Here is a 556-nt window from a genome sequence, read left to right on the forward strand (position 1 = left end):
GCCGCGTCCCTGATCGCCCGCGCGCGCCGCCTCGACCGCCGCGTTCAGCGCGAGGATGTTGGTCTGGAACGCGATGCCGTCGATCACGCCGATGATGTCGGAAATCTTGTGCGAACTCGCCGTGATGTCGCTCATCGTCGTGACGACTTCGCTCACCGCCTGCCCGCCGCGCTCGGCCGCCTCGCTCGCCGAAACCGACAACTGGTTCGCCTGCAGCGCCGTCTCCGCGTTGCTCGATACGGTGGCCGTCATCTCGGCCATCGACGCAGCCGTCTGCTGCACGCTGGTCGACGCCTGTTCGGTGCGCGCGCTCAGGTCGTTGTTGCCTTGCGCGATCTCGTTGCTCGCGCGCTGCACGTTGTGCACCTGCTCGCTGACGTCGTCGACGAGCCAGCGGAACATCAGCCCGAGCTGGTTGATCGTGCGCAGCGTCATGCCGATCTCGTCGACCCGGTTCATCGCCACGCCGGTGCGGCTCTCGCCGGTCGCGACGCGCAACGCCTGGTCGCGCAACTGAATCAGCGGACGCACGATCTGCGCGTCGAGCCACAGTCCA

At 67.6% G+C, this 556-nt stretch carries 1 protein-coding gene; it reads right to left on the bottom strand.

What is annotated here, in order from left to right; genetic code table 11:
• A partial coding sequence (locus U4Z31_RS36965; protein WP_321812999.1) for a methyl-accepting chemotaxis protein occupies positions 1–556 on the bottom strand: 556 nt, incomplete at both ends.

This window comes from Burkholderia sp. BCC1985, assembly GCF_905339915.1.
GTDB lineage: Bacteria > Pseudomonadota > Gammaproteobacteria > Burkholderiales > Burkholderiaceae > Burkholderia.